A 23499-nucleotide genomic window follows, 5' to 3' on the forward strand; every position below is an offset into this window, starting at 1 on the left:
CGACCGGTAACCCCCTGGACCGAAACCCGGGGAAGTCCTGTACTCTTGTGCCGTCGCACGGTGCCGGAGAGATCCGGGGCCGAGCGGACAGCGGTCCCCCGTAGCTCAATTGGCAGAGCAGCCGGCTGTTAACCGGCAGGTTTTTGGTTCGAGTCCAAACGGGGGAGCCATCCCACCACATGCCCGTCGGCCCCGCCGACGGGCATCGTCGTCTCCCACCGCAGTCACCCCCGCCCCGCCCTGCCCGCCTGCGTGTTGGCTGGCGTGGCCGTCGTGCCCGAGGCGGCGGGCCTGCCTGCGGCCGGGGGGTGTCCTCCGCTGTCGGACCCGCTGCCCTTCTCCCGGGCGGACACGGGCGCCCCGGACGGCGGGGAGGGTCTGGTGTCCTGTCGAGCTGATGTCGTGAACGAGTCAGACACGTGCTGATGCGGGCGGCAGTCCTGAGCGTCTTGTCCCCGAGGGCTCTCGCGCTCGGGTCGCCCGTGTTCTCGGGTCCTGCTGGCTCGGGCTCAGCCCTATGCCACGGAGGCTTGATGACACGAACGACTCAGCTCGACAGTGGGGCGCACACGGACCTTGCCAGCGGTTCGGGCGACGCGAGGGCGAGTCACTGGCTGACCGTCATGGAGATGTTTGACCGGTTTCATGTCCTCACGGTCGGCAAGATGGGTACTGACCGGAACAGCGGCTGATCGTTGACCGTGTCGATCACAACTCGGCGATCGTGCGGGGCAGGGTCTGCGGGGAGCGGGTGGGGGCCGGGGGAGGGGTGGGTGTGGAGACGGATGTCGTGATCGTGGGTGGAGGGCTGGCTGGGCTGGCCGCTGCTCGGCGGTTGCATCGGGCGGGTGTGCCGTGGCGGTTGCTGGAGGCCGCCGATCGGCTGGGCGGCCGGGTCGCGACCGACGCGGTGGACGGGTACCTGCTGGATCGGGGGTTCCAGGTGCTCAACACCGCGTACCCGAGGCTGGATGGCCTGCTGGACACGGGGCGGTTGGGGCTGGGCTGGTTCACCTCGGGTGTGCTGGTGCGCCGGGGGGAGCGGCTGCACCGGCTGGTCAACCCGGTCCGCGAGCCGGCCGGGGCGGTGCCCAGCCTGCTGGACGGGGTCGGCTCGCTGGCCGACCGGCTCCGGTTCGCCGCGCTCGCCGCCGGCTGCGCCACCCTGCCGCCCGACCGGCTGCTCACCGCGCCGGAGACCAGCACCGACCAGGCGCTGCGCCGGGCCGGCCTCTCCGCGGCGTTCGTCGAGGAACTGCTCCGGCCGTTCCTCTCCGGTGTGCTGGTCGACCGGGAGCTGGAGACCTCCAGCCGGGTGCTGGCCATGGTGTTGCGCTCGTTCGCACGGGGCCGGGTGGGGGTGCCGGCCGAGGGGATGGGGGCGCTGCCCCGCGCCGTCGCCGGTCCGCTCCCCGCCGACCTGATCGAGACGAACACGCCGGTCGCCGAGGTCGCGCCCGGCCGGGTCCGCACCCAGGCCGGCGACCTCCGTTGCCGGGCCGTCCTGGTCGCGGTCGACCCACCGACGGTCCGTACCCTGCTGCCGGCCCTGCCGACGGTACGCATGCACGGGTACACGACGTACTACCACAGCACCGACGAGGCGCCGCTCGACGAGCCGATCCTGCTGCTCGACGGCGACCGTCGGGAACTCGTCGCCAACACGGTGGTGATCAGTCGGGCCGCGCCCACGTACGCGCCGGCCGGACGGCACCTGGTGGCCACCTCGGTGGTCGGCCCCTCGGCGCCACCCGAGTCGACCGTACGGTCGGAACTGGCCCGGCTCTACGGTCGGTCCACGGCTGACTGGACCCACCTGCGTACCGTCTCGATCCCCGACGCGCTGCCCGCCGCACCGCCCCCGCAGGGCCGGCTGCGCAAGCCGGTCTCCCTCGGCGACGGTCGATACGTCGCCGGCGACCATCGGGACAGCCCCTCCATCCAAGGGGCCCTGGCCAGCGGCTGGCGGGCGGCGGGGGCGATCCTCGCCGACCTGCGGGCCGGCTGACACCGCCGGGCCGGCCGCCGACCCGGCCGCACCGGTCATCCCGGTGCGGCTGCGCACTGTTATCCTCGCGTTGCCCACCGTGCCGATCGCGCGGGTGTCGCCCCGGATGGCGCGTCCCTGGTCCCGCGTGGGCGAGGGCTCGTCCGCTCCGTAAGGCGGTGGCTGTGATCGACCGGGCGGGTTACGATCCGGCGCACGAAACAGGGGGCGGTAGCTCAGCGGGTTAGAGCAGGGGACTCATAATCCCTCGGTCGCGGGTTCGAGTCCCGCCCGCCCCACCAGGCAAAACACTAGATCCACGATCTTCCCGGAGTTGTCACCGGCAGGGTGCTCCGGTCACGGTGATGTCGCCGAAGGTCAGCCGTTCCCCCGCGTACACCCTGGCCCGGCGGTGATCAGGTGGGCGGCACAACCGCTGCCGGCGTCCGACCGGCGAGTCGGGTGGCCGACGGTCCCAACGGTTTCCCAGCGGGATCCCAGACCGGGTCGGTTCACTGCCGGCATGAGACGTTTCCGCGCATTCGTCGTCGGGGCGGTGGCGGCGGTCGTCGCCGTCGCCACCGCCGCCGCACCGGCTGCCGCCAGGCCCGACTGCGACGTACCCTCACCGCCGCCGATCTGCAACCCGATCGAGGACCCGCCGCCGCCGGAGGGCAGCGACAAGTCGCCCACCGGCCGGGTCGAGTCGTACGGCTTCGCCAACGGCGCCTTCCACGTCCGGGGTTGGGCCCGGGACGTCAACGGCGGACCCGTCACCATCTGGGTCAACGTGGACGGGCCGTTCGTCGGCGGGTACCCCGCCGGGCTGTGGCACGCCGGGCAGGGGGCGAACGTCGGCTTCGACATCACCGTCCCCGCGCCCTCGACCGTCGGCACCCACCGGGTGATGATCACCCTGGTCAACGTGCCCGACGGCACCGAGCCGGCGGCACCGTACTCGAGCATCCTGAACGTCCTGCCCTACACGGTGGAGCCGACCCCACCGGCGAACCTGAGCCTGACGCCCGTCGTCGTCAACAGCCAGGACGCGGTCGTCGTCGGCTTCACCGACCTCTCCACCGCCGAGGAGGGCTACTCGATCACCTACGACTGGATGGCGCGGCGGATGAACGACGACGGTCACTGGGTGCTCACCCCGGAGTCCCGTACCGTCCAGATCGGTCCCCACCCGGGGACCGGCTGGTACACCCACACGGTGACCGGACTGGTGTCGAACACCTTCTACCGTTTCTACGTCCGGACGAGGGAGAACGGGCGGCTCTCCACGCCGACGACCGGCGGCGTCTCCACCCTCGACTGAGCCGCCCGCCGACAGCCGCCGGTGGCCCCACCACCGTCCGGGCCGGTGACGCCGGTCGATGGTGGGGCTATCCTCGGACGGAGGGCGCCCGGGGCGACCGTACGCTTCCGGTCACCACGTCGAGCGGCGGAGGGCGGCGGTGATGGTCGAGATCCCCGGGGCGCGTGCGGAGCTGGACAACGCCTTCCGGATCCTGGACGCGAACATGCGCGCCCTGGCCCGGGCCCTCGAACCGGACCAGCAGCCCGAGCCCGACCTGCCGCCGGAACCGGCCGTTCTCGACCGGCGGGAGCCGCTGCGGCACGCGTACCAGCTGACTCTGAGCCTGGTCGCGATGAAGCAACCGTGCGCCGACCACGCGGTCCACCGGGGCGGCCTGCTCCTCGCCGAGGCTGGCTGGAGCGTCGAGACCGACCCCGGCCCGACCGGGAATCGCGCCGTCGCCCGCCGCGACGGATTCGTGATCACGGTGGTCAGCTGCCACGGGGAGCACGCCGTCTGCCGCGTCGGGGAGGGGTACGCCATCACCGGCGAGACCCCGCACGTCCTGCTCCACGAACCGGTCGAGTTCGTCCCGCCCGAGCCGTGCGTCACCGCCGGGACCCTGCCGGCCGGGGCGCTCCTCTGCTACGAGTGCGACGGCCTAGGCTGGTGCCCCTGCTGCCTGGGGCGGGGCTTCCTCCTGGACGACGACCGACGTCGGCGGCGGTGCACCTGCTGCTTCACGCAGCGGGTGTGCCTGATCTGTGAGGGTGCCGGCCTCAAGTGGGTCCACACGCTGAGCGGGTGGGCCCGCGAGCAGTACCCCGAGCTGCGGCAGGACCGGCCCGAGGGTGGTGGGTAGGCGGCCGGGCCAGAGCCACGCCGGTCGGACGCGCGCCGGCGGCGGCCCGAGGCGACGCCGACCGGGGCACCGGGGCGAGCCGGGGCCACCCAGGACACGAACGGTCAGGCCGGTTCCAGGAAGGCGCGGCGGACCCGGTGCAGCCACGCCTCGACCGTGGCCCGGTCGGGTTCGGCCGGCAGCGGTGAGGTCACCGCGTCGAAGCGGGCCTCGGCGGCGGCGAGCGCCGGGCGGGCGGCCTCCGGGTCCGCGGCCACCGCCTCGCCGAAGTCGAGGTACCGCTGCGGGTCCGCGACCCGGATCGGCAGGGTGCCGGTGGCGTAGAGGGCGAAGCCCTGGTCGAGGAGGCGGAGCAGGTGCCGGCCGTGCTTGGCCTGCCGCCTGCGCATCTTCGACTGGAACTGTCCGGTGGTGAGCAGCCGCTTGAGCTGCGCGGTGGCGTACCCGAAGTAGGCGTCCCGGACGCGGTTCGCGGACAGGAACGCGGCCCGGATGTCGATCATCTCGGCGCCGAGGGGGGTACGGACCTCGTACAGGTCGTCGGGGAGCCAGAGGATCTCGGTGACGGTGGGGTTGCCGGCGAGCAGCAACGTCGCCGCCTTCGCCGCCTCGTGGTACGTGACGTCCGGGTCGTGCCGCACGATCGAGGCCTCGCGCCCGGTGGGCGGGGTGAGGCCGTGGAAGGCGACGGTGGGGGCGGCGTAGACGCCGAGGCGGTCCACGTCCGAGTCCGTACCGGCGAGCCCGTACGCGGTGGAGCCGACGATGCCGCAGAGCAGCAGGTTGGGCACCACGTCAGAAGTCTCCCTCGGCGACCTGGAGGCAGGTGAGGCCGAGGTCGTGCCGCCACATGTGGACGACCTGGTCCCGGTCGTCGATCACGAAGGCCACCTGGTAGCGGTCCTCGACGAGGGTACGGTACATCTCCGCCTTGACCACCGAGTCCTTCCGGTTGTCCTGGTGCGGGCGCATGTGCAGTTCGTGGTACGGGACGTGTTGGGCGTCGAGCCACAGCTCGGTCTGCCACCGGCACACGTCGTCGCGGCCGGTGAGCAGGATGACCCGGTGCCGTCCGGCGGCGGCGATGGTCTGGACGAGTTCGACGACGGCGGGGTTGGGCCGGTCCTCGCCGACCCGGGACCAGTCGTACGGCGAGCGGTCGCCCCGGTGGGCGAGGGTGCCGTCGATGTCGACGAGGACGGCTCGGGGCAGGGTCACGGCGGGCTCCTCGGGTACGCGCGGCGGTCACCGGCGTCGCTCATGATGGCCTACCGCGCGGGCGTCGGCGGCCCCGGCCGGTCGGGTCGGTGGTCCGGTGTGCCACGGACCCGTCGCCGCCGTGTTTCCCGCCGATCTCAGTCAGCAACAACAGTCACCAGAAGCGACGAAATTCGTAGATCCTAAAGAGTTCTACGACGATTTCGTCAACTCTATAGACATGAACTGGCGTTCCTCGTAGAGTCCCACCATCTTCCGATCCTTGATCCTGGAGATGATGTGAACACTGCCGCCGCGGAAGCCACCACCCTCTCGGCAACCGAGCTGCACGCCGCCGCCACAGTGGTGGACGGCAGCACGGTCATCGAGCTCAGCGACGCCCACCTCGACCGGATCCGGCGCGGTGGCGTCACCGCCGTCAACCACACCGTCACCAAGCCGTACGTGGACACGGCCACCGCGTTGCGACAGGTCAACCGGTGCCGCCGGTGGATCGACGAGCACCCCGACGACGTGCTGCTCGCGCTCACCGTGGCCGACATTCAGCGGGCCAAGGCCGAGGGCAAGGAAGCCGTCATCCTCGGTCCGCAGGACACCGAGATGATCGGTGTCGACCTCGACCTGCTCGGCACCTTCTACGACCTGGGCATCCGGGTCCTGCAACTGACCTACCAGCGGCAGAACCTGCTGGGGGCCGGCTGCGGGGAGGAGGTCGACCCCGGGCTGACCCACCGGGGCCGGGCCTTCGTCGGGGCGATGAACGAGCTGGGCATCCTGGTCGACGTCTCGCACTGCGGCGAGCGCACCGGCCTGGACGCCATGGAGGTCTCCGAGACCCCGGTGGTGGTGACGCACTCCTTCTGCGACGTGCTCTCACCGCACATCCGGGCGAAGTCCGACGCCTTCCTGCGCCGCCTCGGCGAGCAGGGCGGCGTCATGGGCATCACCACGCTGTCCGGATTCCTCTACTACCCGGACGCCCCGTCCCGGCGTCCCGACCTGACCCGCTTCGTCGAGCACGTCAAGCAGGTGGTCGAGGTGACCGGCGGCGTGGAGCACGTCGCCATCGCCACCGACTACGACGAGACGTGGACCGAGCCGATGCGGATCGCGCAGTTGCAGTCCATCGCGCGGTCGACGTCCAAGGAGCAGCAGAACCTCCTCGGCGACTTCGGCTGGAACGAGCGCCGGGCGATCGGCATGGACGACGCCTCGGACTTTCCCCACTTCACCGAGGCGCTTCTGGCCGGCGGTTTCACGCCGGACGAGGTGACCAAGGTTCTCGGCGGCAACTGGCTTCGGGTTCTTGGGGAGGCATGGAAGCCGGGTGACCGGTAAGCGCCGCATCGTGACAGGCAAGGAGACCCATGCGAACTCGACTTTTGACCAGAGTGCTGGCGGTGGGCGTCGTGGCGGCGCTCGCGGCCGGCTGCTCCGGAGGTGGTGAACCTCCGTCCACCAATAACGGCGACAGCGGCAACGACGGCCTGATGGCCAGTGTCCGGCTGGAGGACGAGGCGCAGCCCGCGGGCAGCCCGAAGTCCGGCGGCCGGCTGCGCATCATGATCCGCCTGGACGCCAACGAGCTGGACCCGCACAAGATGTCGGAGACCTCGGCCTTCGTCATCAACGAGCAGATCTACGAGTCGCTGGTGCAGTCGTACCGGGGCGAGATCAAGCCGGCGATCGCCGAGTCCTGGGAGCAGAGCGCCGACGGGCTGACGATCACCTTCACGCTCCGCGACAACGCCTACTTCCACAGCGGGCGCAAGGTGACCGCGGCGGACGTGAAGTACTCGATCGAGCGGATCAAGGACCCGGCGACCCGGGCCCCGCGCGCCCGCAGCTACGAGGGCATCACCTCGGTCGAGGCGGTCGACGAGCGGACCGCCGTCTTCACCCTCGCCAAGCCGAACGCGGCGATCCTGACCCTGCTCTCCACCGCCGCCTCGTCCGTCGTGGACAAGTCGGTGGTCGACGCCGAGGGCGGGCTCAACGGCGACGTCGACGGTGGCAGCGGCCCGTTCAAGCTGGCCTCCCGGGTCACCGGCCAGGCCATCAAGCTGGACAAGCACGACCGGTACTGGGAGTCCGGCGTGCCGTACCTCGACGGGCTGGACTTCAGCTTCAACCCCGACGACAACGCCCGCGCCGCGGCGGTCCGCAGCGGTACGGTCGACTTCCTCTGGCGGCCGGCGCCCGAGTTCATCGACGCGCTCAAGCGCGACGAGGCGCTCAAGTGGTACGGCGGCTCCGGCTCGCTCTCCCTGCACCTGCGGCTGAACACCTCCAAGGCCCCGTACGACGACGTGAAGGTCCGGCAGGCGATCTTCCTGGCGCTGGACCGGCAGGAGATCCTGAACGTGGCGAACTCCGGCTTCGGGACCGCGCTCAACGCGGGCTACCTGCCGCCGGACCGGTACGGCGCGCTGACCGAGCCGGTGTACGGCCAGCCGGACATCGAGAAGGCCAAGACGCTGCTGACCGAGGCGGGGTACCCGGACGGCTTCGAGGCGAAGCTGATGGTGATCGCCACGTCGGCGTTCCAGGTGCGCTCGGCCGAGGTGGAGCAGCAGCAGCTCGCCAAGATCGGCATCAGGGTGACCATCGAGTCGGTCGAGTCGACCATCGCCGACACCCGCACCAAGTCCGGTGACTTCGACATGTACCAGTCCGGGTTCGGCCTCACCTACGACCCGGACGAGCGGTTCACCGCCAGCTTCCTCGCCAACGGTGGGCTGAACTACGGCAACTGGAGCGACCCGGAGTACGAGAACCTGGTCGTGCAGGCCCGGTCGGAGCTGGACAAGGACAAGCGGGCCGCGCTCTACCAGCAGGCCGAGAAGATCCTCGCCGAGCGCGGGCCGGTGGCCATGACCTTCCTCAACGCCGACTACGACGTCGTGCAGAAGGACGTCATGGGCTACCGGGGCGACGCGACGCCGACGTACCGGTTCTACCGGAACATCTGGCTCGACCGCTGACCAGCGGTGGTGGGGGCGCCGGGCGCCCGGTGCCCCCACCACCGGCCCCTCCCGCCGGCTCCCCGGCCACCCATCCCGTGACGAAAGGCAGGTCAATGTCGTCCGTACCGCTGACCGAGCGCTACATCATCGCCGCCCGGCTCAAGGGCTACCTCAACAAGCACGCCGAGTCGGTGGCCCTGCTCACCGAGGCGTTGGAGCTGGAGCCGGGCAGCGCGCGACTGCTGCGTTTCCGGGGGCACCGGCGGATCTCGACCGGTGACTACACCGGCGCGGTGGAGGACCTGCGCGCCGCGGCGGACCAGCTCGCCGACGTCGAGGACGAGTACGAGATGTACCAGCCCGAGGTCGAGAAGGACGTGGTCAGCCTGATCCTCGGCCGGCCCGAGCAGGTCCGCCCGCAGCACCTCACCGACACCATGGCCGCGCAGGACCCGGCGGCGCTGGACCGGTACCTGACCACCCTGCACACCGGCGTCTGGTACCACCTCGGTGTCGCCCAGTACCTGCTCGGCGACTTCGAGGGTTGCCTGCCCAGCTTCCGCGCGGCCGAGCAGTCGTCCCGGCACCAGGAGGGCACGGTCGCCTCGCAGGACTGGCAGTACATGGCGCTGCGCCGGCTGGGCCGCCCGGCCGAGGCGGAGGAGGTGCTCGACCGGTTCCGCGCGATCGCCCTGGTCGAGCAGGACCACCTGGTCGGGTACGAGGGCCGGATGCGGCTCTACACCGGCGAGATCACCCCGGAGCAGCTGTGGGCGATGTGCGACAACAACAGCCTGCGCACCGTCACCCAGGGCTACGGGCTGGGCAACTGGCACTACTACAACGGCGAGATCGACAAGGCCCGTGAGGTCTTCGACGGGGTGCTGGCCACCAACGTCAGGCACGCCTTCGCCTATCTGGCCGTCCAGGCCGAGTACTCCCGCAACCCCGACTTCGCCGGCGTCGCCGCGACCGCGAGCAAGGAGAACTGAGGACCATGGCCATCATCCGCGCCGAGATCAGCCCGCGTGACCAGGAGACCAAGGACGCGATCATCGCCGAGCTGACCGACGTCCTGGTCAAGTACGGCTCCCCTCGGGAGAACACCCACGTCCTGCTCTACGAGGTGTCCCACGACAACTGGGCCAAGGGCGGCCTGTCGTACACCCGGCGGGCGGCTCAGGCGCAGGCTCAGGCGAAGGAGTCGTCGTGACCGTCGCCGGTCCCGGCCCGCACGTCCTGATCACCCCGAACCTGGCCGGGCTGCTGCCGCAACTGCGCGAGCGCTATCCCACCTGCCGGTTCACCGCGGTGCCGGACGACGAGCCGGTCCGCGAGGAGTACCTCGACGCCGAGGTGATCCTGCGCAGCGCGATGGACGAGGACGTCTTCGACGCCCTGCTCAGCAAGTGCCACGGGCTGCGCTGGGTGCAGATCACCGCCGCCGGGTTCGACTGGGTGGGCGGCGAGATCTGGCACCGCCGGCTCGACGAGGGGCTGATCTACACCCGTTCCCCCAACTCGTACAACGTGCCGATCGCCGAGTACGTGATCGGCGCGGTGCTGCTGCACGCCCGCGCCTTCCCGGAGTACGCGGCGGCGCAGCGGGACCGCGAGTGGATCCGGGTGGTGGCCCGGGACGTCATCGGCAGCACCATGCTGGTCTTCGGCACCGGGGCGATCGGGCGGGAGGTGGCCTGGCGGGCCCAGGCCCTGGGCGTCACGGTGATCGGGGTCAACCGGGCCGGTACCCCGGCCGACGGGTTCGAGCGGGTGGAACCGTTCGCCGGGCACCTCGCGCTGCTGCCGGAGGCCGACTCGGTGGTGCTGGCCATGCCGCTCACCACCGAGAACCGGTACTTCTTCGACGCGGACCGGTTCGCCGCGATGAAGGAGTCCGCGGTGCTGGTCAACGTCGGCCGGGGCGCGCTGATCGCCGAGGACGCCCTGGTCGACGCGATGCACGCCGGCCGGATCGGCGGTGCCGTGCTCGACGTGTTCGAGCAGGAGCCGCTGCCGCCGGAGAGTCGGCTGTGGGACCTGCCGCGCACCACGCTCACCCCGCACACGTCGTTCCGGGGCGACGGCAACCTGCAACGCCTGTACGCCGACTTCTGCGCCAACTTCGACCGGTACCTGGCCGGCGCGGAGCTGCTCGGCACCAAGCGGCAGCCGGAACTCGGCTACTGACCCCGGCTCCGGCCCCGGCGGCCCGCGTGCTCCGGCACGCGGGCCGCCGCCGTTCCCGTTGCTGGCGTGCTCGCTGCCGGCGCCCGCGCTGCCGGGCCCGCCGACGGCAGGTAAGAAGGGGACCCTTCTCTACCGTATGCGTTAAGAGGGGGCCCTTCCTTACCCGAGCAGCGCTCGGGCGGCGGTGAGGACGTCGGGGTCGCGCAGGAGGACCCGGTCGGCGGCGGGGCCCAGCGGGACGTAGCTGTCGACGCTGGTGACCCGGGCGATCCGGCCGGCGAAGCCGCCGTCGACCAACGCGGTCACCACCGCCTCGGAGACCCCGCCGCTGCGGCGCGTCTCGTCCACCACCAGGACCCGGTCGACGCCCCTGAGCGCGGCGTGCAGGCTCTCCGTGGGCAGCGGGGCCAGCCACTGGAGGTCGACGACCCGGGCCTGTACGCCGTCGGCGGCCAGCGCCCCGGCCGTGCGCAGGCTCATCGGGACGCCGTTGCCGAAGGTGACCAGCGCCAGGTCGTCGCCGTCGCGGACGGTCCGCACCTCGCCCAGCGGGGCCGCCGGCCAGTCCGCCGGGGCGGGGTACGGCGCGAGCCAGCCGCCGTCGCCGTCGGCGTGCAGGTCACGCTGGTGGTACAGGGCGATCGGCTCCAGGAAGACGCAGACCCGACCCTCCTGTTCGGCCAGGGCCAGGCACTGGCGCAGCAGGGCCGGGGCGGTGGCCGGGTGGCTGGCGACGGCCAGGGCCAGCCCGGGGATGTCCCGCAGCACCGCCACCGAGTTGTCGTTGTGGAAGTGCCCGCCGAAGCCCTTCTGGTACGCCAGCCCGGCGATCCGTACCACCATGCCGTTCTGGTACTGACCGGCGGAGAAGAACCGCAGCGAGGCGGCCTCCCCCCGGAGCTGGTCCTCGGCGTTGTGCAGGTACGCCAGGTACTGGATCTCGGGGATGGGCAGGGTGCCGGCCAGCGCCCCGCCGAGGGCGACGCCGAGGATGGTCTGCTCGTCGAGGAGGGTGTCGAAGACCCGGCCGGCGCCGAACGCCTTGCGCAGGCCCCGGGTGACGCCGTACACGCCGCCCTTGCGGGCCACGTCCTCGCCGAAGACCTGGGCCGCCGGGAAGCTCAGCAGCGCGTCGTGCAGCGCGGCGTTGATCGACTGGGCGAGGGTGAGCGGGCCCCGGTGCTCGGGGAGCTTCCCGCCGAAGGCCCGGTCCCGGCCGGCACCGGACCGTCGCGCGGCGGCCCGGACCTCGGGGACCCGACGGGCGGTCAGCGGCGCGGTCACCGCCGCCGCGCTGTCCAGCCGCTCGACCCGGCCCAGCAGCAGCTGGGCCTGCTCCGTCACCAGTTTGCGGGCGTGCTCGTACCGGTCCAGGGTCTCGGCGGGGGTGAGGATCCCCCGGTGGGCGAGCAGCGCCGCGGTGGCCAGGATCGGGTCGCGGGCGTGGTCGGCGAGGATCTCCGCGCGGCTGCGGTACGCCAGCTCGGCGTCGGAGCCGGCGTGCCCCATGAACCGGACGGTGCCCAGGTGCAGCACGGCGGGCCGGCGGGTGCTGCGGACCCGGTGCGCCACCTCGGCCGCGGTGGCCAGCAGCCGGGCCGGGTCGGTGCCGTCGGCGGCCACGTACTCGATGCCGGGCAGCGCCGACAGGGCCCGCCGGATCCAGCCGCGCGGCGAGCGGGTGCTGATGCCAATCCCGTTGTCCTCGCAGACCAGCAGCAGCGGCAGCGGCAGGCCCTGGTGGGCGCACCAGCCCGCGGCGTTGAGCGCCCCGGCGGCGGTGGAGTGGTTGGCCGAGGCGTCGCCGAAGCTGGACACCACCACGGCGTCGTCCGGGTACCCGGTGGGGTTGGTGCCCCGGCCGAGGGCGAAGGCCATGCCCACGGCCCGGGGCAGATGCGAGGCGATGGTGGAGGTCTGCGGGACGATGTTCAGCGCCCGGTGGCCGAAGACCTTGTGCCGTCCACCGGAGATCGGGTCCCGCCGGGACGCCGCCGCCGAGTGCAGCACGTCGGTGATTCCGGTGGCGCCGGGCACCTGGCCGGCGCGGGCCGCGTAGAAGCCGCCGGAGCGGTAGTGCAGCAGGGCCGGGTCGGTCGGGCGCAGCGCCAGGGCGACGGCGGCGTTGCTCTCGTGGCCGGCGGAGCCGATCGTGTAGAACCCCTCCCGCTGCGCCTGCAACCAGCGCAGCGCGAGGTCGAGGTGCCGGCTCTGCACCTGGGCGTCGAGGTACGCCAGCAGCAGCGCCGGGTCGACGTCGACCTCCGGCGCGACCGGTTCGGGCAGCGGCCCCGTGGACCATTCGGTGAGCCGGCGGACCAGGTGCTCGTCGACGGTTTCCACGGGGGTGCTCCTTGCGGTGGGGGTGACCGGGGTGGGTCAGCGGCCGGATCTGCCGCGCAGTCGGGGGTCGAGGACGTCGCGGAGGGTGTCGCCCAGCAGGTTGAAGCCGAGGACGGTGATCATGATGCAGATGCCGGGGACCACCGACGGCCAGACCGACATCTCCATGAAGGACTTGCCGGAGGAGAGCATCGAGCCCCAGGAGGGCTGCGGGGGCTGCACGCCGAGGCCGAGGTAGCCCAGCGACGCCTCGATCAGGATCGCGTACGCGAGGCTGGTGGTGAACTGCACCGCGATCGGGGCGACCGAGTTGGGCAGGATGTACTTGAGGATGAGCCGGGTGTTGCTCAGCCCGACCGCCTGGCCGGACTCCACGTACGGCTCGCGGCGGATGGTCATCGCGGTGCCCCGCACGATCCGGGCGAAGCTGGGGATGAAGACGATGACCAGGGCCAGGATCAGGTTCTCCGTGCCGGGCCCGCGCGCGGCCACCACGGCGAGGGCCAGCAGCAGGGTGGGGAAGGAGAACATGATGTCGGTGGCCGGGGTGATGATCGCGTCGAGGACGCCCCGGTAGAAGCCGGCGAGCAGGCCCAGCACGACGCCGATCGCCCCGGCGCAGGCCACCACGATCAGGCTGACCGTCAGCGAGGTCCGGGCGCCGTAGAGCGCCCGGCTGAGCAGGTCCCGGCCGGCCTCGTCGGCGCCGAGCGGGAAGGTCCCGCCGGGCGGGGCGAGCCGTTGGTTGGACATCGCGGTCGGGTCGTACGGGGCGATGAGCGGGGCGAAGACCGCGGCGGCGGTCATCAGCACGACGATGACCAGCCCGATCGCGCCGACCCGGTCCCGGGTGATGAGCCGCAGGATCTGCACGGCCCGGGGCTCGGGCCGGTCGGCGGTGTCGGGGCGGCGACGCCAGGGCCGGCGGCTGGGGGCGGCTTCAGTGACCACTGCGCAACCTCGGATCCAGGTAGGTGTAGATGAGGTCGACGATGAGGTTGACCACGACGTAGAAGAAGGCCAGGAAGAGCAGGGTGCCCTGGACCACCGGGTAGTCGCGCTGGCTGATCCCGCGGATGACCATCGTGCCCAGGCCCGGCCAGGCGAAGACCTGCTCCACGATGACGGTGCCGCCGAGCAGCGCGCCGGCCTGGATGCCCAGCACGGTCACCACCGGGATCAGCGAGTTGCGCAGGGCGTGCCGGGCCACCACGGCCCGCTCGGCGAGGCCCTTGGCGCGGGCGGTCCGGACGTAGTCCTGGTTGAGCACCTCCAGCATGCTGGAGCGGGTCATCCGCATGCTGATCGCGGCGAGGCTGGCGCCGAGGGTGACGGCGGGGAGGACGAGGTACTTCAGGCTGCCCAGGAAGCCCTCGCCCTCGCCCGCGCCCTGTGAGGGCAGCCAGCCCAGGGAGACCGAGAAGACGTACACCAGCAGGATGCCCAGCCAGAAGTTCGGCAGGGACAGGCCGATCAGCGAGCCGATCCGGGTGCCCGCGTCGAGCAGGCCGTTGCGCCTGGTCGCGCTGAGCACCCCGAGCGGGATCGAGATGAGGATCGAGACCACCAGCGCCGAGACCGCCAGCAGGAGCGTGGACGGGAAGCGCTGCACGATCTCTTCGAGCACCGGCTGGCCGGTCCGCATCGAGGTGCCGAGGTCACCCTGGAGCAGACCGCCGAGCCAGTTCACGAACTGCTGGTGCACGGGCATGTCGAGCCCGAAGTAGCGGCGCATCTCCGCCTCGATCGCGGGATCGCCGAAGTCCTGTCCCATGATCGAACTGACCACGTCACCGGGGATCATGCGGATCACCAGGAACGAGATCACCGAGATCCCGAACAGGACCGGTACGACCGACAGCAGGCGGATCAGCGTGATGCGCAGCACGGCTCGTTCTCCCTGTTCCGGCTCAGGCCCCGGGACCGGCTGCGCCGGGCTCCGGTCCTGCGTCCAATGTGGACTCCTCGTCCCCCGTGACGGCGATGTCGCGCGCCCACTCGTGGGCGCGCTTGGCGACCCGGAGCACCATCACCGACCGGCTCTCCATCACCCCGTCGAGGTGGCCGAGCCGCTCGGTCCAGAACCGGCGCATCGCGTTGCTGGAGGCGAAGTAGCCGACCGCGATGATGTCGAACTGACCGGTCACGTGGTAGACGTACGCGATCTCCGGCATCCCGGCCAGCTTGTCGATGAGTTGCTCGGTGGCACCGGGGGAGCTCTGGATCTCGAACAGCGTGTGCACCGGGCGCCCCATGAAGGCGGCGCTGGGGATCATCGCGAACTGCACCTGGCCCTCTGTGATCAGCCGGTCCAGTCGCCGCCGCACCGAACCCTCGGAGAGACCGACCTTCGCCGCCAGCGCGACGTTGGTCTGTCTCGGGTCCTGGACCAGCTCCCTGATGATGCTGCGATCCTTCTCGACCGAGCTCTTGGATGCCATCTCGCTCCAACTGATGTGAGTGACGTAATTCGTCGCTGCCGGGAGCCTAGACGACGAACATCGTCTGTGCAACACTCCCGGTTGACGAATGGCGGCGTTAAGGTGAACTAACTGCTGGGGGTTCGATGGCCTTGCTGGAGGTGCGGGACCTACGTACCGAGTTCCGTGCTGCACGCGGTTCCGTGACCGCCGTGGACGGTGTGTCGTTCACCGTCGACGCGGGTGAGACGGTGGCACTGGTGGGGGAGTCCGGCTGCGGGAAGTCGGCGACCGCGCAGTCCATCATGGGCCTGATCGTGCCGCCGGCCGGTGAGGTGACCGGCGGGCAGGTGCTCTTCGAGGGGCGGGACCTGTTGCGGTTGCGCCCCCGCGAGATGCGCGCGGTCCGGGGCAAGGGGATCGCGATGATCTTCCAGGATCCGATGACCTCGCTGAACCCGGTGCTGACCGTGGGCCGGCAGCTCACCGAGTCACTGGAACTGCACCTCGGGCTGAGTCGCCGGGCCGCCCGCGCCCGGGCGGTCGACCTGCTGGAGATGGTCCGCATCCCCGCCGCCGAGACCCGGCTCGGCTCGTACCCGCACCAGCTCTCCGGCGGTATGCGGCAGCGGGTGATGATCGCGATGGCGCTCTCCTGCGACCCCCGGCTGATCCTCGCCGACGAGATCACCACCGCGCTCGACGTGACCATCCAGGCGCAGATCCTGGAGCTGCTGCGGGACCTGGCCCGGCAGACCCGGACCGCCGTCCTGCTCATCACCCACGACCTCGGGGTGGTCGCCGGCATGGCGGAACGGGTCAACGTGATGTACGCCGGCCAGATCGTGGAGCGGGCCGAGACGGTCGACCTGTTCCACCGCCCGCAGATGCCCTACACCTGGGGACTGCTCGGCTCGGTGCCCCGGCTCGACCTGGCCCGGGGCGGCCGGCTGCGCCCGATCGCCGGCCGCCCGCCGGAGCTGTCGCAGATCCCGGCCGGCTGCCGGTTCGCCCCCCGCTGCGCCCACGCCCGCGAGCTGTGCCACGAGAGCCCGCCCGACCTCACCACCGTGCGCGAGAGCCCGGCCCGGGGCCAGCTCACCCGCTGCTGGGGCACCGGCCCCACCGAGCAGGGCGGCTGGCTCACCACCCAGGACCGGTACGCCGACCAGATGACGGAGGCACGCTGATGTCCGAGGCCCCGGCCACCGCGTCCGACACCACCGACACCGCCGCCCCGGGTCCGAGCCTGCTGCGGGTCCGGGACCTGGCGGTGGACTTCAAGGTCCCGGTCCGCGGCTCGCTGCGGGCGGCCCGGCTGCGCGCCGTGTCCGGGGTGGACCTCGACATCCGCCGGGGCGAGATCCTCGGCGTGGTGGGGGAGTCCGGCTGCGGCAAGTCCACCACCGGCCGGGCCATCCTCCAACTCCTCAAGCCCAGCCAGGGGACGGTCGCCTTCGACGGCACCGAGCTGACCACCCTGTCCCGGGGCCGGATGCGGGCGATGCGCCGCCGGATGCAGATGATCTTCCAGGACCCGTTCGCCTCGCTGAACCCCCGGATGAGCATCGGCGAGCTGATCGAGGAGCCGCTGCTGGTCCACTCGGACCTCTCCGCCGCCGGCCGCCGGGCCAAGGCGCTGGAGACCATGCAGCTCGTCGGGCTCAGCTCCCGCTGGCACGACCGCTACCCGCACGAGTTCTCCGGCGGGCAGCGCCAGCGGGTCGGCATCGCGCGGGCGCTGGTCAGCAACCCGGAGTTCGTCGTCGCCGACGAGCCGGTCTCCGCCCTCGACGTCTCCGTCCAGGCCCAGATCGTCAACCTGCTCGAACAGCTCCAGGAGGAGCTGGGGCTGACCATGATGTTCATCGCGCACGACCTGGCGGTGGTCCGGCACCTCTGCGACCGGATCGCCGTGATGTACCTCGGCACCGTCGTCGAGGTCGGCGAGTGCGAGGACATGTACACCTCGCCCCGGCACCCGTACACCCAGGCGCTGCTGTCGGCGGTGCCCATCCCCGACCCGCTGGTCGAGGTCGAGCGCAAGCGGCGCATCCTCACCGGGGACGTGCCGAGCCCGCTCAACCCGCCGACCGGCTGCCGGTTCCGGACCCGCTGCTGGAAGGCGCAGGACGTCTGCGCCACCCAGGAGCCCAAGCTCACCACCACCGGGGACGGCCACCAGGTCGCCTGCCACTTCCCGGAGAACCCCGGCCCGCAGGACCACCCCCTCGTCGCCGTGGCGGGTGACCGGTGAGCAGCCCCGTACCGCGGCACCTCAACCTCGTCGGCGGCGAATGGGTCGACGGCGACCGGCGGGCGAACACCAACCCGGCCCGTCCCGGTGAGACCGTCAGCGAGTACGCCCAGGCCGGCCCGGAGACCACCCGGGCGGCGATCGGGGCGGCCCGCGCCGCCCAGCCCGGCTGGGCCCGCCGGCCCGTCGCGGAGCGGATGGCGCTGCTGGACCGGATCGGCACCGCCGTCCTGGCCCGGGTCGACGAGCTGGCCGTGCTGCTCGCCCGGGAGGAGGGCAAGCTGCTCGCCGAGGCCCGGGGCGAGGTCACCCGCGCCGGCCAGACCTTCCGGTACTACGCCCACCAACTCCTGCAACCGGCCGGCGAGGTGTACGCCTCCACCCGGGCGGACGTGCACGCCGAGGTCCGGCGACGCCCGCTCGGCGTGGTCGGGATCGTCACGCCGTGGAACTACCCCCTCGCCATTCCGGCGTGGAAGGTCGCGCCCGCCCTCGCGTACGGCAACACGGTGGTGCTCAAGCCGGCCGAGCTGGTGCCCGCCTCGGCCGGGGAGCTCGCCCGGATCATCGTCGACGCCGGCGTCCCGCCCGGCGTGTTCAACCTGGTCTTCGGCGCGGGCCGGGTGGTCGGCGAGGAGCTGCTCACCTCGCCCGACGTCGACGGCGTCTCCTTCACCGGCGGCACGGCCACCGGCGCGCACGTGGCCCGGCAGTGCCTCGCCCACGGCAACAAGCGGTTCCAACTGGAGATGGGTGGCAAGAACCCGCTCGTCGTGCTCGACGACGCCGACCTGACGGTGGCGGTGGGCTGCGCGCTCGACGGCAGCTTCCTCAGCACCGGGCAGCGCTGCACCGCGTCCAGCCGGATCATCGTGCAGGCCGGCATCCACGACCGGTTCGTCGCCGCCCTCGCCGCCGCCGCCGACGCGCTGCGGGTCGGCGACCCGCTCGACCCGGCCAGCCAGCTCGGCCCGGTGGTCAGCCCCGACCAGCTCGCCAGCAACCTCGACTACGTGCGGATCGGCGCGGCGGAGGGGGCCAGGGTGGTGGCCGGCGGCACCCACGACCCGGCGGCGGGACAGTTCATGCGCCCCACCCTCTTCGCCGACGCGCGCCCCGACATGCGGCTGGCCCGGGAGGAGATCTTCGGCCCGGTGAGCTGCGTGCTCCGGGTCGACGACCTGGACGAGGCGGTCGACGTCGCCAACGACACCGCGTACGGCCTCTCCGCCGGCATCGTGACCACCTCGCTGGCGGCGGCGGAACGCTTCAAGCGGGACGCCCGCGCCGGCATCGTCACCGTCAACCTGCCCACCGCCGGGACGGAGCTGCACCTGCCCTTCGGTGGCACCGGCGCCTCCAACCACGGCCCCCGGGAGCAGGGCACGTACGCGCGGGACTTCTACACCGTGCCCGTGACCTGCTACACGGGCTGGTGAGCGGCGTGTCGACCCCGACGATCCTGCTCACCGAGCCCATCGCGGCGGCCGGGCTGGACCTGCTGCGCGCGGCCGGCGACGTGCGGATCGCGCACGCCACCGACCCGGCGACCCTGGCCGGGCCGCTCGCCACCGCCGACGCCCTGGTGGTGCGCTCCTCACCGGTCACCGCCGCGATGCTGTCCGGCGCACCCCGGCTGAAGGTCGTCGGCCGGCACGGCGCCGGGCTGGACGGCATCGACCTCGCCGCCGCGCAGCGGCTCGGCATCCCGGTGGTGAGCACCCCCGGCGCCAACGCCGAGTCGGTGGCCGAGTTCGTGATCCTGGCCGCCCTGGCCCTGGCCCGGCAGGCCCCGCGCGCCGCCGCCGCGCTGGCCCGGGGCGACTTCCCGGCCGGGCGTTCGCTGCCGTCCGCCGTGGTCGCGGCCGGCCTGACCGGCACCATGCTCGCCGGCCGCACCCTCGGCCTGGTCGGGCTCGGCGCGATCGGCCGGGGCGTCGCCGCCCGCGCCCGGGGACTCGGCATGACCGTGCTCGGGTACGACGTCGCCGCCGTCGCCCCGCCCGAGGGGGTCCGCCTGGTCGACCTGGACCGGCTGCTGGCCGCCTCGGACGTGGTGAGCCTGCACGTGCCGCAGACCCCGCAGACCACCGGGCTGGTCGGCCCGGCCGCGCTGGCCCGGATGCGCCCCGACGCGCTGCTGGTCAACACGGCGCGGGCCGGGGTGGTGGACGCCGACGCGGTCCTCGCCGCGCTCGACGCCGGCCGACTGCGCGGGTACGCCGTCGACGTCTTCGCTCCCGAGCCGCCGGACCCCGACCACCCGCTGCTGCACCACCCCCGCGTCTTCGCCACCCCGCACATGGCCGCGATGACCCAGGACGCGCTCGACGCCATGGCGACCGCCGTGGCGCGGGGCGTGATCGCGCACCTGACCGCGCGCTGAGCCACCCGACCTGGAACCCCGCCGGAAGGAAACCGACAGTGACCCTGCCCGTCCCCGCGCCCGCCCTCGCGTACGTCGGTGTCGACGACCTCGTCGACGACGAGACGCGGGACCTCCAGGCCGCCGTCCGCGAGTTCGTCGACCGGCGGATCCGTCCGCACGTCGCCGCCTGGTACGAGGAGGGCCACCTGCCCGCCCGGGACCTGGCCCGGGAACTCGGCGACCTCGGCGTGCTCGGCATGCACCTCGACGGGTACGGCTGCGCCGGCACCTCCGCCACCGCCTACGGGCTGGCCTGCTTCGAGTTGGAGGCCGGTGACTCGGGCCTGCGCTCGCTGGTCTCCGTGCAGGGCTCACTGGCCATGTACGCCATCTGGCGGTTCGGCTCCGAGGAGCAGAAGCAGCAGTGGCTGCCCCGGATGGCGGCCGGCGAGGCGATCGGCTGCTTCGGACTGACCGAGGCGGACTTCGGCTCCGACCCGTCGGGGATGCGGACCCGGGCCCGCCGCGACGGCGGCGACTGGGTGCTCACCGGCACCAAGATGTGGATCACCAACGGGTCGATCGCCGACGTCGCCGTGGTGTGGGCCCGGACCGACGAGGGGATCCGGGGCTTCCTGGTCCCCGCCGGCGCCCCCGGCCTCACCGCCCCGGAGATCACCCGCAAGCAGTCGCTGCGCGCCTCGGTCACCTCCGAACTCGTCCTCGACGACGTGCGGCTGCCCGCCGACGCGATGCTGCCCGGGGCCGCCGGCCTCTCCGGGCCGCTCTCCTGCCTCAACGAGGCCCGGTTCGGCATCGTCTTCGGCGCGCTCGGCGCGGCCCACGACTGCCTGGAGACCACCGTCGCGTACGCCCGTAGCCGGCAACTCTTCGACCGGCCGCTCGCCGCGTACCAGGCCACCCAGCTCAAGCTCGCCGACATGGGCCTGGAACTGGGCAAGGGCATGCTGCTGGCGCTGCACCTGGGCGCCCGCAAGGACGCCGGCACCCTCGACCACCGGCAGATCAGCCTCGGCAAGCTCAACAGCGTCCGGGAGGCGATCGCCATCGCCCGGGAGTGCCGGGCCATCCTCGGCGCGGCCGGCATCACCCTGGACTACCCGGTCATCCGGCACGCGGCGAACCTCGAATCCGTGCTCACCTACGAGGGCACCTCCGAGGTCCACCAGCTCATCATCGGCCAGGTGCTCACCGGGCACGCCGCCTTCCGCTGAGCCCCGCGCGGGCCGGGCCGGCACCGGCGATGTCACGGAGGGTGACTTTCCTCCGGGATGCCGAGGCGGCGGATGTAATGCCTGGTCAAGGTGGTCGTGGGGGCGTCACGTGAATGGTGCTCATGGGGTGCTTCCTGCATCAATTCGGACATCGTGCGTTGGTGGATGCGGTCGTCGACCATAACTTGGGGTCATCGTCTGGCGCCGCCACATCGCCCGGCCGGAACGCACCCCGGATGTCCACATCCCCGCGTCAGGCGTCAGCACGGTGTGCCCCGGCCCCGAACCGGAGGGGGTGCCCGATGACTCGGGCCCCAGCAAACCTGCTGGCTGTCCGCAGCCTCTTACTGACGTACCTCAACACCGACCCCGCCCGGGTACGGGAGGACGACCTCGAACCCGCCGAGGTGGGCATCGTCGGGGACGCCTCGCACCGGGGCGGCTACCACTGCGGCTCCGACCGGGTGGTGCCCAACGACTACTCGGTGGTCGAGTCGCCCCGGGACCGTAACGGCCTCACCATCGACGCCTCCGCGCTGGACGTCGGCTGGTTCGCAATCCGCTCCGGCGGCAGTACCCACGACCTGCGGACGTTCTCGCGGTGGTGCGTCGCCCAGTGTGTCGCCGGCACGGCCGACACCCGGGACATCCGCGAGATCATCTACTCCCCGGACGGCACGACCGTCCGGCGCTGGGACCGGCTCGGCCGGCGCAGCACAGGCGACAACTCGCACCGCTGGCACACCCATGTCAGTTTCTTCCGCGACGCCACGAAGGCGGGCCGGAACCAGACCCCGCTGTTCCGCCGCTACCTGAGCACCATCGGACTGATCCAGGAGGACGACATGCCCAGCGCAGCCGAAGTGGCCAAGTACCTGATGGAGCAGTACCGGACCCCGGACGGACGGACCCTCGCCGGGAGCCTGGACGCGCTGCTGCGCCCGGACGGGGGCAACACGCTCGGCCGGCAGGTGACCCGGTCGGACACCGTCCCGGCGGTCCGCCCGCCGTACCACAACAGCGACTACGGGGACCCGGCGAACCCCACGGTGGGCAACAAGGAGTGGACCGTCGGGTACACGTTGCAGACCATCGCCGAGACCGGGCGGGCGACCCGCGCCCAGGTCGCCGAGGTGCTGGCGCTGATCGCTCAGCTCACCGGCCGGGACCCGGTGGACGAGCCGACGATCGTCGCCGGGGTCCTGGCCGGGCTGTCGCCGGCGGCGATCGCGGCGGCGATCCCGACGGACCTGGCCCGCCAGGTCGCCGACGAACTGGGCCGCCGGTTCAGCGGCGGCGGCAGCACCCCACAGGCGGCGTGACCGACCCGACGGCCCACCCACCGGCACCCTCATCGCCACCGCGACCATCACGACCATCACGACCATCACGGTCACCACGACCGCCGCGACCGCCACCACGACCGCCACCGCCACCGCCACCGGCGCCGGCCCGATCCGGGCGGCGCCGGTGGCGGCTGGGCCCGACGGAGCGCGCCGACCGACCGGGATCCTGTTTGAACCGTCCGGACGCCACTGCGTAGAAGGGAGCCGGGACGGCAGGATGGCGATGGACCGAGGGTGTGGAAGGCGATGGTGTTCATGCGGCGAGCCCTGGCTCCGGTGCTGCTGCTGGTCGGGGTCGTGCTGGTGGGTGCGGTGGTGCTCGCGGCGGCGACCCCGGTCCGGGCGGCACCCGCTGCCGAGACCGGCAGGTACTACGTGGTCGGGCCACCGGTCGACGGCCAACGGGAGTACCTGTACGCCATCGCCCTGCGCACCCTCGGCAACGGCAACCGGTTCCGGGAGATCGTCCAGCTCAACGAGGGCCGCGCACAGCCGGACGGGGAGACCTTCACCGACGGCCTGACCCTGCGGCCGGGCTGGCTCCTCGTCCTGCCCAGGGACGCCAGGGGCCAGGGGGTACGGATCGGCCCGCTGCCGGCGTACGCCCCCCGATCCGCCCGGCCGACCCCCGCCGCCGTGGCGCCCAGCCCCACCCGGCCGAGCGTGCCGCCGAGCCGCGCCCCCACCACGGCGGCCCCCTCCAGCGTGGCTCCCACCACGGCGGCGGCCCCCTCCCGTCCCGCGTCCACCCCGCCGGTGGAGCCGACCCAGGTGGTGGCCGGGCCGCCCGCGCGACCCGACCGCGCCGGTGACCCGATCGACCCGCTGCTGATCCGGGGAGGGGCCGGCGTGCTGGCGGTGCTCTTCGCCGTGGCCGCCGTCGTCCTGCTGCGCCGGGGCGGGCACCGCCGGTGCGGGTTGGCGTTGGAGGACAACGGCCCCTGGCCGCCGGAGCGGCACCACACCCCCACCCCGGCCGAACTCGGCGCGGCCCCCGCGCCGCC

General features: G+C 72.5%; 20 protein-coding genes, 2 tRNA genes and 1 pseudogene. 17 read left to right on the top strand and 6 right to left on the bottom strand.

The genetic code is table 11. The features are described 5' to 3' along the window. Positions 1-94: 94 nt before the first annotated feature. The 5 genes from AWW66_RS17695 to AWW66_RS17720 all read left to right on the top strand — a co-directional run bounded on the left by AWW66_RS17695 (position 95) and on the right by AWW66_RS17720 (position 4152). Positions 95-170 (top strand) — tRNA-Asn (locus AWW66_RS17695). A 599-nt stretch (positions 171-769) separates the two neighbouring features. Further along, a complete protein-coding gene (locus AWW66_RS17705) occupies positions 770-2008 on the top strand; it encodes an NAD(P)/FAD-dependent oxidoreductase (RefSeq protein ID WP_067367416.1) in 1239 nt (412 codons plus the stop codon). Between the two features lie 204 nt (positions 2009-2212). Then, positions 2213-2289: transfer RNA gene (locus AWW66_RS17710), tRNA-Ile, on the top strand. Between the two features lie 221 nt (positions 2290-2510). Continuing rightward, positions 2511-3308 carry a hypothetical protein gene (locus AWW66_RS17715; RefSeq protein ID WP_157527532.1) on the top strand — a complete coding sequence of 266 codons (798 nt, stop codon included), beginning with the start codon at positions 2511-2513 and terminating at the stop codon, positions 3306-3308. A gap of 139 nt (positions 3309-3447) precedes the next feature. After that, positions 3448-4152 (top strand): hypothetical protein, encoded by a 705-nt coding sequence (locus AWW66_RS17720; RefSeq protein ID WP_067367422.1) that lies wholly within the window; start codon positions 3448-3450, stop codon positions 4150-4152. Between the two features lie 104 nt (positions 4153-4256). Here the strand turns inward: AWW66_RS17720 and AWW66_RS17725 are convergent, their stop codons facing one another. Then, positions 4257-4946: a nucleotidyltransferase domain-containing protein gene (locus tag AWW66_RS17725; RefSeq protein ID WP_067367425.1), complete on the bottom strand. Its 690-nt coding sequence runs from the start codon at positions 4944-4946 to the stop codon at positions 4257-4259. Position 4947: 1 nt separating this feature from the next. Next, on the bottom strand, positions 4948-5370 hold the full coding sequence (locus tag AWW66_RS17730) for a phosphatase domain-containing protein (RefSeq protein WP_067367428.1): 423 nt from the start codon (positions 5368-5370) through the stop codon (positions 4948-4950). 279 nt (positions 5371-5649) lie between these two features. On the opposite strand from AWW66_RS17730, the gene AWW66_RS17735 reads away from it, so the two are divergent. The 5 genes from AWW66_RS17735 (at position 5650) to AWW66_RS17755 (ending at position 10526) form a co-directional block, all read left to right on the top strand. After that, positions 5650-6708 carry a dipeptidase gene (locus AWW66_RS17735; RefSeq protein WP_067367431.1) on the top strand — a complete coding sequence of 353 codons (1059 nt, stop codon included), beginning with the start codon at positions 5650-5652 and terminating at the stop codon, positions 6706-6708. Positions 6709-6737: 29 nt separating this feature from the next. Next, a complete protein-coding gene (locus AWW66_RS17740) occupies positions 6738-8354 on the top strand; it encodes an ABC transporter substrate-binding protein (RefSeq protein WP_083978588.1) in 1617 nt (538 codons plus the stop codon). Positions 8355-8449: 95 nt separating this feature from the next. Next, positions 8450-9328 carry a tetratricopeptide repeat protein gene (locus AWW66_RS17745; RefSeq protein ID WP_067367436.1) on the top strand — a complete coding sequence of 293 codons (879 nt, stop codon included), beginning with the start codon at positions 8450-8452 and terminating at the stop codon, positions 9326-9328. 5 nt (positions 9329-9333) lie between these two features. After that, positions 9334-9549, top strand: a complete 216-nt coding sequence (locus tag AWW66_RS17750; RefSeq protein WP_067367439.1) for a tautomerase family protein — start codon at positions 9334-9336, stop codon at positions 9547-9549. Then, a complete protein-coding gene (locus tag AWW66_RS17755) occupies positions 9546-10526 on the top strand; it encodes a D-2-hydroxyacid dehydrogenase (protein WP_067367441.1) in 981 nt (326 codons plus the stop codon). Before AWW66_RS17750 ends, AWW66_RS17755 begins: the two co-directional genes overlap by 4 nt. 159 nt (positions 10527-10685) lie before the next feature. On the opposite strand, the gene AWW66_RS17760 is transcribed toward AWW66_RS17755, so the two are convergent. From AWW66_RS17760 to AWW66_RS17775, 4 genes are read right to left on the bottom strand one after another with little or no spacing between them, the layout of a single operon-like run. Then, positions 10686-12848 carry a thiamine pyrophosphate-dependent enzyme gene (locus AWW66_RS17760; protein ID WP_396890616.1) on the bottom strand — a complete coding sequence of 721 codons (2163 nt, stop codon included), beginning with the start codon at positions 12846-12848 and terminating at the stop codon, positions 10686-10688. A 57-nt stretch (positions 12849-12905) separates the two neighbouring features. Beyond that, entirely contained in the window at positions 12906-13820 is a 915-nt protein-coding gene (locus tag AWW66_RS17765; protein WP_245648355.1) for an ABC transporter permease, read from the bottom strand. Beyond that, positions 13810-14757, bottom strand: a complete 948-nt coding sequence (gene nikB, locus AWW66_RS17770) for a nickel ABC transporter permease (RefSeq protein WP_067367447.1) — start codon at positions 14755-14757, stop codon at positions 13810-13812. The genes AWW66_RS17765 and nikB overlap by 11 nt, the downstream gene beginning before the upstream one ends. 22 nt (positions 14758-14779) lie before the next feature. Further along, positions 14780-15310 carry an Lrp/AsnC family transcriptional regulator gene (locus AWW66_RS17775; RefSeq protein WP_067367450.1) on the bottom strand — a complete coding sequence of 177 codons (531 nt, stop codon included), beginning with the start codon at positions 15308-15310 and terminating at the stop codon, positions 14780-14782. A 125-nt stretch (positions 15311-15435) separates the two neighbouring features. Between AWW66_RS17775 and AWW66_RS17780 the strand changes: the two genes are divergently transcribed. From AWW66_RS17780 to AWW66_RS17810, 7 genes and pseudogenes are all read left to right on the top strand, one after another. Next, positions 15436-16479, top strand: a complete 1044-nt coding sequence (locus AWW66_RS17780) for an ABC transporter ATP-binding protein (RefSeq protein WP_083978589.1) — start codon at positions 15436-15438, stop codon at positions 16477-16479. Beyond that, positions 16479-17546 (top strand): ABC transporter ATP-binding protein, encoded by a 1068-nt coding sequence (locus AWW66_RS17785; RefSeq protein ID WP_067367453.1) that lies wholly within the window; start codon positions 16479-16481, stop codon positions 17544-17546. The genes AWW66_RS17780 and AWW66_RS17785 overlap by 1 nt, the downstream gene beginning before the upstream one ends. Next, on the top strand, positions 17543-18985 hold the full coding sequence (locus AWW66_RS17790) for an aldehyde dehydrogenase family protein (protein ID WP_067367456.1): 1443 nt from the start codon (positions 17543-17545) through the stop codon (positions 18983-18985). Before AWW66_RS17785 ends, AWW66_RS17790 begins: the two co-directional genes overlap by 4 nt. Positions 18986-18990: 5 nt before the next feature. Next, on the top strand, positions 18991-19932 hold the full coding sequence (locus tag AWW66_RS34450; protein WP_169807129.1) for an NAD(P)-dependent oxidoreductase: 942 nt from the start codon (positions 18991-18993) through the stop codon (positions 19930-19932). A gap of 38 nt (positions 19933-19970) precedes the next feature. Then, positions 19971-21149 (top strand): acyl-CoA dehydrogenase family protein, encoded by a 1179-nt coding sequence (locus AWW66_RS17800; protein WP_067367462.1) that lies wholly within the window; start codon positions 19971-19973, stop codon positions 21147-21149. 302 nt (positions 21150-21451) lie between these two features. Further along, a complete protein-coding gene (locus tag AWW66_RS17805) occupies positions 21452-22471 on the top strand; it encodes a hypothetical protein (RefSeq protein ID WP_067367464.1) in 1020 nt (339 codons plus the stop codon). A gap of 270 nt (positions 22472-22741) precedes the next feature. Next, positions 22742-23499: pseudogene (locus AWW66_RS17810) on the top strand (hypothetical protein); the annotation flags it as partial.

Source organism: Micromonospora rosaria (assembly GCF_001567585.1).
Taxonomy (GTDB): domain Bacteria; phylum Actinomycetota; class Actinomycetes; order Mycobacteriales; family Micromonosporaceae; genus Micromonospora; species Micromonospora rosaria.

Excerpts from the sequence above, each read along its gene's own strand:
- AWW66_RS17775 (WP_067367450.1), bottom strand. The coding sequence starts at position 15,310 with ATGGCATCCAAGAGCTCGGTCGAGAAGGATCGCAGCATCATCAGGGAG.
- AWW66_RS17745 (WP_067367436.1), top strand. The coding sequence starts at position 8,450 with ATGTCGTCCGTACCGCTGACCGAGCGCTACATCATCGCCGCCCGGCTC.
- AWW66_RS17715 (WP_157527532.1), top strand. The coding sequence starts at position 2,511 with ATGAGACGTTTCCGCGCATTCGTCGTCGGGGCGGTGGCGGCGGTCGTC.
- AWW66_RS17750 (WP_067367439.1), top strand. The coding sequence starts at position 9,334 with ATGGCCATCATCCGCGCCGAGATCAGCCCGCGTGACCAGGAGACCAAG.
- AWW66_RS17785 (WP_067367453.1), top strand. The coding sequence starts at position 16,479 with ATGTCCGAGGCCCCGGCCACCGCGTCCGACACCACCGACACCGCCGCC.
- AWW66_RS17805 (WP_067367464.1), top strand. The coding sequence starts at position 21,452 with ATGACTCGGGCCCCAGCAAACCTGCTGGCTGTCCGCAGCCTCTTACTG.
- AWW66_RS17780 (WP_083978589.1), top strand. The coding sequence starts at position 15,436 with ATGGCCTTGCTGGAGGTGCGGGACCTACGTACCGAGTTCCGTGCTGCA.
- AWW66_RS17740 (WP_083978588.1), top strand. The coding sequence starts at position 6,738 with ATGCGAACTCGACTTTTGACCAGAGTGCTGGCGGTGGGCGTCGTGGCG.